Raw genomic sequence first — 8,475 nt, 5'->3', positions numbered from 1 at the left:
CGCTTTGCCCTGCACGTTTTACCCAAGGGATTTACCAGGATACGGCACTATGGCATTTTGAGCAGCAGCTGGAAAAAAGAGAAGTTGCCAAAACTACAAGCTGAACTGGCCACTGTAAAGAGGGAACCTGTCAGAACAAAAGAACCACTCTTGCATCGCCGATGTCCTGTCTGTAAAAAAGGGAGACTGCATACGATACTATTGTTCAACGATCGTGGGCCTCCAGAGAATTGGCGGGTTTTACTGAAAGACAGGAAATTGAATGGGAGCAACTGAAAATTATTCTGCACATGCGGACTGGCTCTACTATGCCTTAACTTTAAAATTAAACGATGAAAACCAGCTATTGAAAATTTAAACCACTAAAAAGCACTCATGGCGTTAGAAAATAATTGAGCTTCATACCTTCTGACCTTGTCAATAACAGCGCAAACTCCAGCCATCCTTCTTTAAATTCATCGTTTTACCCATAGACGGCAAATCAACCGGATTCGTCAACACAGTATTCAGCTCTGGCCTATCGGCGAGCCGAATACTTAGTTATTGCCAGTAGTTATTTTATTTCAGTCAGATAATATTCAAAATTTTCATCAATTGGATGTCCATCGTATTCTAATTCGTAAACAACTAAATCTTTCTTTTCTATCGGCTTTATATATTTGAAAACTGTTGTTTGTTTAAAACTAAAACTAACATTTTCAGACGTTGTTTTTAGTTGCTCTTCAATTTTTTCCATTGCTTCGAACATTGGAATGTCTCTTTTGTTGAGTAAATATCTATAGTCAATTCTCTTAATTTTTATAAAAATCGGTTTTGGTTCATAATTCACAAGTTCCTCGATTTTTAGCGGATTTATTTTTTCCGGAATATTAGTTTCAATATTGTTTTCAATCAATAAATCTTGGATTTGCATAATTCTGTTTAATATTTCACTTCCATACTTATTGTAATGAGAATGAGTGATAGCTGCTCTATCTCCTAAAGTCAAAAACACACCATTGTGTTTGAAATTTAAGGTGTCAGTTTTATAAATTTCCTCATCCACAGATTTAATTTCTTGATTAATCATTAATTTAGTGGTAAAGGTTAATTTTTTAAAATTTTCATTATTCGATAATTCATATTTTGATAAGTCAAATAAATAATTTAATAAATCTAAAGTACCTATAATCAAATGTAGGATTTATTTTTCCTAATCCATTTTCAAGAATAGATTTAGAAAATATATCAGAAGTACAATGATAAAAAGTCAAAGATTTTGTTTTAATTCCTAAATTGGTGTGTAATCTCCGTGATTTAAATAAGAAAAATCATTCAAACTTTCCAAGTAAAATAATTGTGTGTTTAAAAAATCAACAGAATAATTATGTTCATTATTTTTCACATAATCACCACTGTCTTGTAGTATGTCATTTATTTTACCTTCAGACCAATCTGTTTTTTCTCCTTCTAATAATATGGTTACCATTACAATTTGATTTTTGCCATTAATTTGTGGCAAGTAATTAACTATTAGAATAGCATTTTTTTGTAAGTTTGATTGGTATATATCTACAAATCCAGTTTGTGACTGTCCTCTATTATTTGTTTTATTCCATTTGTAATTCATAATATATTTTGTTTTTTAGTTTCAATTTTTTAATTCTGACTAACGTTTTTGTAATGTTCTAAAAATCAATTGTTAGTGTTTTTGATTTTTAGTAATTTTTCTTTTCTCTCCTCATTAAACGTTAGCTTAAAGAGATTAATTTTTTTTCCGCAATGAGAGGAATTACTGGCAACGTGATTGAGTATGATTAGTTGCGTGTCTCAAGCGCTAATTTAGCAAATAAAAACGAACTAGCGAACCCACGAGGATTTTCGGAAGAAGAACAGGCCAAGCAATTAATTATACGCGATGTTGTAAAATGTAGTTTCGTGAATTTCAGACTTTATAAAAATGCGCTTTTAAGTTGTGCGCTCGAGTAAGCAAATCCGCGAACTGCTTAAATTCCGCATCGAGCATATTACGGCATTTGGCTAAATTCCGTATTTTGAGAGTTCCGCAAACTTTACAGGTTCCGTTATTTATTCCGCTTACTTTAGAATGCTCATCTTTAATCGACTATTTTTTGTAATAAAATCCGATTTTAAATTCCGCAAACTTTCTCAAAATTCCGCAACAGTTGGCTTTCTGGAATAGTTCAGACCAGACAGTTTTCAGAGTCTGGATTTTTTGGGTCTGAGTAAATTCTGCTATATTTTACAACGGTTGTGTATATGAAAAGTAGCAAGTTAGAATGTAGTTACTTTTCAGGTTATAAAAAAGATAGCAGAAGAGAACTGAACTTTGAGTTAAGCCCTTAACTGCTATTTTTTATATACATTGTTGTGGTTAGTTTTTTTATTGTTTTATCAAGTTTATGTTACGAATATGCCATGGAATTGATGGTGAAGGTAAGTCACCATCTTCAGGATCTTCGCCATCTGTTACATGAGTCATTTCTATAATTATTTTTAGTGCATCTTGCCCGTTTATAGTTCTTTTAAACAATCTTAAAATTCCCCAATGTTTATCTGAATTTGGGTCATCAATTCCAAGTCTAAGACTTTTTTCTCCATCTACACAATCGTTTACAGGATGATAATTACAATCTTTCAATATTAAATTACCATCAATGCTTGCAGATATTCCAAGATTTGGGTTATTAGCATCATCTAAGGTATTTACTATTTCTATACCATTCTCTATATATTGATAGCCTCCAATTAATAAATCTTCATAATATTTGCCATTATAGAGTTGTAAATATTTTACTAAAGTTATTTTTAATGAGGTATTTCCGTTGGTATATAACCATGTGCCTTCAAAATCGTTTAAAACGTTATTTACATCTTTATAATATGAATTATCCGGTGCGTCATTTAAAGCGTCAACTCCCATTTCTAAAACAGGACTCTGTGCTTTACAATTTAAAATTGTAAGAGCAACTACTATTACTAATATTATTTGTTTCATTATTTTATATTTTAATTACAAGGGGTTTCGTTTACTGTTTGATTGTTGTTTTCATCGAGTTCTAAAAGTTTCCAATTGCTCAAATTAGCATCTGTGGCTTTATAAAAAGATATGCCATAATCACCATAAAGTTCTAAAAAAGCTTGTTCCTGATTTGAACTTATACTATACTTATCAACCATAACTTTTTCGATGTCACTTTCTTTTTCTTGATTTGTAGTACCTGACGCATTCGTCCAATCCGCATCAATTTTTGATATAAGCGCTGCAATATCATTCACTTTCATTGCATAAGTTTCGTTATTTGGTGCTACTGCCATCAAAAACACATCTTGTTTAAAATGATTGTTTACATCTTCGTAAATGAGTTTTAATGCTCTTAAATCTAACCAAGAAAATACTTTATAGGTATTTAGCGGATGTGTGTGAATTTGACCGACCCAAAGATTACCAGATTTTGATTTAGACCTTGTTCTTGAAGTTCCTTCTCTAATGCCATCCTCTGTATCAGGTACATTTTTTCTACCATCTTCTGACCAAACATTTTCATAGCTTATAGACCATTCATTGTCATTTGTACCAAGTTTGGTTCTTAATTGATTTACTATAGGTAATATATTTGAGCCTAAAGAATCATTAGCAACGAGTAGACTTAAACTCTCACAGTCCGTTTTAGGTTCTATACAATCTAATAGCTCATTACCATCAGCAACACAATCACAAACTTCTTGGTCGTTTCCATTTAATAGACATAATTCATAAGCATCTAAAGCACAATCACCATCTAAATCTCCAGTTACGCGCTCAGTACATTCTTCGGGTCTTATAGTAACTGTAATTGACGGGTCATCTTCTGTTGGGTCTGGCAAAGAGCCACCTCCAGGATTACCTGTATCGCCTGGGTCGTAAGGGTCATTAATATCCCAACTTTCTTCACAGGTATACATAATGACTTCCTCAAAGCCAGGCCATTTAGGATTAGTTGTACAACCTTGGCAAGTATTATCCCATGGCATATGACCACAATCACAAGGATATGCTTCGTAAGCTGTTGTGGCTATAACAGTACCTAAACAACCAGATGGATAATTTGCGTCGTAAATAGCTCCACCTCCTCCTCCTGGACCAGAACCTAATTCAGGGTTTCCAGTATAACCTTCTTCAAAGGCATCTTCTGGGTCTGTATATTGTGTTAAGGTGGCGCTTTTTGATTGCACTTCACCTTGATAGACTTCACCTTTATTGTTTAACCAATATTCGGTAGGTGTATATTTGGTAATAAACATAGCAGATTCGCCATTTTTGTATTCAATGGTAAGGTTATAGAATACTGTACTATCGTTTTGGTGTACAATCTTCATTGTATAGGATGTGTAATCACCAAGTGTAGCTTGCTTAATAATATCAGTTTCAATAATTAACCCAAGTGTATCTGTAGTAGATTTAGCTTGAATATTACCAGCAAACTTTGTGGCTTTATATCTGTCTAAATTATATTGGGCTTTGAGGTTACTAAAAGTGGTATTAGCATCATCATAAGATATTGTTTCTATTTGAGGGATTTTACGTTCCGAGTTTTGCTCAGTAGAAACGTTATCATCTTTTTGGCAGGCAATGACAATAACCGAAATCCCAAAGAGCAGGATTCCAAATTTTAGATAATTTTTAATTCGTTTGTTTTTCATACCATTGTTGGTTTTAAGTTAGTGATTTTAAATTTAATTCGAGTTAATTTATTTTCAAATCGATAATGAGTGAACTATGCTTTTGGCTTAATTAACTGGCTATCGGTTTGGTCAAAATTAACCACAACGTCTCTGTATATGGCTCGTAGCGTGCAAATTAAACAATTAGTTTCGGATGAAGCACGAGCCGAATTTTTAAATTTTTTCTTTTTATCTTTTTTTACTAATAAGCCAAATTTAAAAATTTGGCGGACTGGCAAATATACCTTAACTTTGAATTAAGCAACTACCTAGCTATGAGCTATATACGTTGTTGTGCCTCGTTTTTTACTCACTTTCCTTTTCAAAATAGTTCCACACTTCGTTCCCAAGTCTTTCTCCATTTTCTGAATTTGTAAAAAGTACATATCCCCATTTTTTAGATATATCCATCAAATAGTAGCAAGTAAAACCGTCATTACTTCCACCGTGAAAATATGTTGAATTATAGGGTTTATCGGCAGTTATATAGCCTAAAGTGTAATAGACATTTATACCAGTCGAAGATGTTGATATTGTTGAACGATGTTTAAATAATTCATTATAACTTTCTTTGGATAATATTTCTTTGTTCATTACCCCAATCATCCATTTTGAAAAATCTATAGGTTCCGAATGAATAGATGAAGACGAAACAAATACACCTTTATCTTTTTTATACCAATAGTTGTTTTTCAAATCAATCCATTCACATTGGTTGTTATAGGGTTCTGCTTTATGTTCATTCGTGTAAGATGTTGGAATAAAAACAGTATGTTCTAGTTTTAACGGTTTCGCAACTTTTTTTTGAAAAAGCATTTCCAAACCGTTCCAATCTGTATCTTCTATTTGTTTTAAGACCATAGCTAAATATTGATATCCTTCTCCCGAATATTCATAATCTGTATCAGGTTCAAATTTTATTTTAAGTTTCTTGTCTTCTTCATTTTCCCTCCAGTTTGGAAATCCAGACCTATGACTTAAGACCATTCTAGCCGTAATTTTTTTATACCTGTCATCGTAAGCGATATCTTCATATGGTAAATATTCAAATAATGGCTTGTCTAAATCCAATTTGCCTTCTTCAACAAATTTCATTACAAAAAAAGCAAATACCGATTTTGATATTGATGCACCTTCAAAAATTGTTTTTTCAGTAATAGGTATTTTCTTTTCAAGGTTTGCAAATCCAAACGTTTCGTGATAAACTACTTTGCTGTCATTTATAACCGCAATTGAAAGTCCTGGAATATTTAAAGAATCCATTCTTGATTTTAAGAAAGTATTTATCGAATCTGTTTTAACGTCAAATCCTGCTAGGTTTATAATTTTCTTCTGTGAATGACAGCTCGTAAATGAGATTACCAGTACTAAGAAAATTAAGAGATTTTGTATTTTTTTTATCATTTTAATTATTTTTTAAGTAATAGTTTTTCCAAAACAAACTCCATCATATGATCTCTTTTATTGACTATATTTTCAATAGAATTTGATATTTCATAATCTGGTATTGTACCCCTTCTTTTTAGATGTTCATCTATAGCAATGTCAGAATGCATTAAAGGAATAGATATGGCAACGTCTGTATTATCTCCTTTTACATAAATCCTGTTAATGCCATTTCCCACTCCAGCTGTACCAAAGGTTTCCTTACCTACTAAGATTGCATTAGTATATTCTCTAAATAAAGCTGGTGCTGCACCACCTGCCGAAGCTGCGCCTCCATCTATTAAAACTATTATTTTACCATCAAAACTATATTTATCAATTGGTTCGAAAACTTTTAACTCGGTCAGATAGTCAAATTTTGTCACTTTATAATTTCCATTTGCTTTTCTTTCTAGCCCGTATTGAGAATTAAAATTAAGCGTATCTCCTATGGTTTTTAAGTAATATTCATCATTTCCTTTAGTTGTAATTTCATTAGTTGGTCTAAATGGTTTTTTCACAAAGTATCGTAATAAATGTGCTGCATTACTGAGTTTTCCACCATCATTATCTCTCAAATCTACTATCAGAGTTTTTACATTATTATCTGCTATTTCTTTAAAACTTTTGGCATAGTAATCTGGATAAGTGCTTTCCGGTTCTTGAAAGTTATCCTTAAAAAATCGCGTTAATTGCAAGTAGGCATATTGTTTAGCATTATCAATTTTAAAATCGAACGCTTTTGGTTTGTATTTACTATTATTATTACCATATCTTTTCAGCTCTTCAGTTAAATATTCTTTTTTTGGCAAAGCTGATATTTGGGCGGTCATTATTTGTTTTGTCTGAAAATCTCGGTAGGTTAATTGATAAGTAGGTTTATCCTCAAAAACAAAGGGGTATATTTTATGAAATGCCCTGTAAGAAACACCTAAATAATGTTCCATACCCGATGTGCTTAGTCCATCAGCAGAATAGTGCTTAAACATTTCTATGACAATTTTGTTACTTAAATTCCCATCGATAGAAAGGATTTCTGAGCCTTCTGAGATAGGTTCTTTGCACATAGCTCTAGTGATGTAAACTCGGTCATTCTTGACAAAAACTTGAAATGGCAGCCACTTGTATGTAGACATCTTTTTACCTAAACTTCTGAATGGATGTGCATCAGTATGGGCATCACGAATATTTGCCACAAGTTTAAGTATAAGTTTGTAATAATCCTTTGGTTCTAAAGGTTGTGAAGCGTCAATTATCAAATGATTTATAAATCGTTCAAATTCTTCAGGGGTTTGATATTCATATATTCCCAGATGAGTTTTAATTAAGGCATCTTTAAATTTAAGAATATCCTTTTTCATTTCTTCTGGTTGATACACAATACTGTCCTGAGCAAAAATTGACGATGAAATTGTCAATATCAATAAAAAGGATAGTTTGAATAAGTTATTTTTCATTTATATGTAGTTTTTAAAAAAGCTAAAGTCAGTAGATTTTAATCTTTTAATAAGATTTCAAGCAATTGAGTACCTTACTTGAGTGTTGATGTCATAATTTTAAAAAATCCAATACTTGTAGCCAGTTGAGCTTTAATATCTTCACAGCGTCTTTGATTTGTCCATTTTCTAAATAATTTATGATTTGATTGTGTTGTTGATTTAAACTATTATCTAAACTCATAAATTCTAGTTCATAAAAGAATATTCTCGTTTTTAAATCAAGTAAAATTTGCTGAGCAGTCTCATTCTTATATTGAGAGGTTAAAATGTTATGAAAAATAATATCTTCATTAACCCTATCAATTGCATTATTTGAAGTTTCAATCTTTTCTTGCTGTTTTTTCAGCTTTTTGATTATTGATTTTGAGTACACAGAGTTTTCTATGGCCAAAGATTCTAAAGTAGCAACAAGTTGATATAAATCTTTTGCTATTACGTTGTTCAGTTCAGGAATTATGAAACCTCGATTTGGTGCGGACTTAATAATTCTTGATTGTTCTAATTGTGTTAAAGCCTCTCTTATCGGTGTAACGCTTACTTCTAAATCTCTTGCAATTGAAGCCAACGATAAAGATTCTCCCGCTTTTAGTTCTCCTGTTTTCATCTTATCCAAAATCAGCTCTCGTACTTGATTTCGATAGGTAATTTTTGTTATCATAAATCAAATATAGTATATCGTATACGATTTTTAAAATATTTACGATTTTTTTTAGAAATGAGGCACAACGCTCTTGAGTATGATTAGTTGCGCGTCTCAAGCAGTAAATTTAGCAAATAAAAACGAACTAGCGAATCCACGAGGATTTTCGGAAGGAGAACAGGTCAAGCAATTAATTATACGCGATGT

General features: G+C 31.9%; 8 protein-coding genes. 1 reads left to right on the top strand and 7 read right to left on the bottom strand.

Annotated features, from left to right (window positions below):
• Window positions 1-276 (top strand): transposase (locus ESY88_RS19870; RefSeq protein ID WP_189702673.1); only part of this gene is annotated, 276 nt, incomplete at its 5' end.
• A 277-nt stretch (window positions 277-553) separates the two neighbouring features.
• Here the strand turns inward: ESY88_RS19870 and ESY88_RS19865 are convergent.
• The 7 genes from ESY88_RS19865 to ESY88_RS19835 all read right to left on the bottom strand — a co-directional run bounded on the left by ESY88_RS19865 (window position 554) and on the right by ESY88_RS19835 (window position 8,286).
• Window positions 554-1,174, bottom strand: a complete 621-nt coding sequence (locus tag ESY88_RS19865; RefSeq protein ID WP_147088445.1) for a hypothetical protein — start codon at window positions 1,172-1,174, stop codon at window positions 554-556.
• 96 nt (window positions 1,175-1,270) lie between these two features.
• On the bottom strand, window positions 1,271-1,609 hold the full coding sequence (locus tag ESY88_RS19860; protein ID WP_147088446.1) for a hypothetical protein: 339 nt from the start codon (window positions 1,607-1,609) through the stop codon (window positions 1,271-1,273).
• Window positions 1,610-2,383: 774 nt separating this feature from the next.
• On the bottom strand, window positions 2,384-2,998 hold the full coding sequence (locus tag ESY88_RS19855; RefSeq protein WP_147088447.1) for a DUF6705 family protein: 615 nt from the start codon (window positions 2,996-2,998) through the stop codon (window positions 2,384-2,386).
• A gap of 11 nt (window positions 2,999-3,009) precedes the next feature.
• Window positions 3,010-4,683 carry a hypothetical protein gene (locus ESY88_RS19850; protein ID WP_147088448.1) on the bottom strand — a complete coding sequence of 558 codons (1,674 nt, stop codon included), beginning with the start codon at window positions 4,681-4,683 and terminating at the stop codon, window positions 3,010-3,012.
• Window positions 4,684-5,010: 327 nt separating this feature from the next.
• Window positions 5,011-6,108 (bottom strand): serine hydrolase domain-containing protein, encoded by a 1,098-nt coding sequence (locus ESY88_RS19845; RefSeq protein WP_147088449.1) that lies wholly within the window; start codon window positions 6,106-6,108, stop codon window positions 5,011-5,013.
• A 5-nt stretch (window positions 6,109-6,113) separates the two neighbouring features.
• Window positions 6,114-7,586, bottom strand: coding sequence for a S41 family peptidase (locus ESY88_RS19840; protein WP_006988391.1), 1,473 nt, complete (start codon window positions 7,584-7,586; stop codon window positions 6,114-6,116).
• Window positions 7,587-7,677: 91 nt separating this feature from the next.
• A complete protein-coding gene (locus ESY88_RS19835; protein ID WP_006988392.1) occupies window positions 7,678-8,286 on the bottom strand; it encodes a GntR family transcriptional regulator in 609 nt (202 codons plus the stop codon).
• Between the last annotated feature and the right edge of the window lie 189 nt (window positions 8,287-8,475).

Origin of the sequence: Subsaximicrobium wynnwilliamsii (assembly GCF_007997225.1) — a bacterium.
GTDB classification, from domain to species: Bacteria; Bacteroidota; Bacteroidia; order Flavobacteriales; family Flavobacteriaceae; genus Psychroserpens; species Psychroserpens wynnwilliamsii.
This window is presented reverse-complemented; position numbering and strand designations above follow the sequence as displayed.

Bases quoted from the DNA above. Each gene is read 5' to 3' on its own strand.
- ESY88_RS19860 (WP_147088446.1), bottom strand. From the start codon at position 1,609: ATGAATTACAAATGGAATAAAACAAATAATAGAGGACAGTCACAAACT.
- ESY88_RS19855 (WP_147088447.1), bottom strand. From the start codon at position 2,998: ATGAAACAAATAATATTAGTAATAGTAGTTGCTCTTACAATTTTAAAT.
- ESY88_RS19850 (WP_147088448.1), bottom strand. From the start codon at position 4,683: ATGAAAAACAAACGAATTAAAAATTATCTAAAATTTGGAATCCTGCTC.
- ESY88_RS19845 (WP_147088449.1), bottom strand. From the start codon at position 6,108: ATGATAAAAAAAATACAAAATCTCTTAATTTTCTTAGTACTGGTAATC.
- ESY88_RS19840 (WP_006988391.1), bottom strand. From the start codon at position 7,586: ATGAAAAATAACTTATTCAAACTATCCTTTTTATTGATATTGACAATT.
- ESY88_RS19835 (WP_006988392.1), bottom strand. From the start codon at position 8,286: ATGATAACAAAAATTACCTATCGAAATCAAGTACGAGAGCTGATTTTG.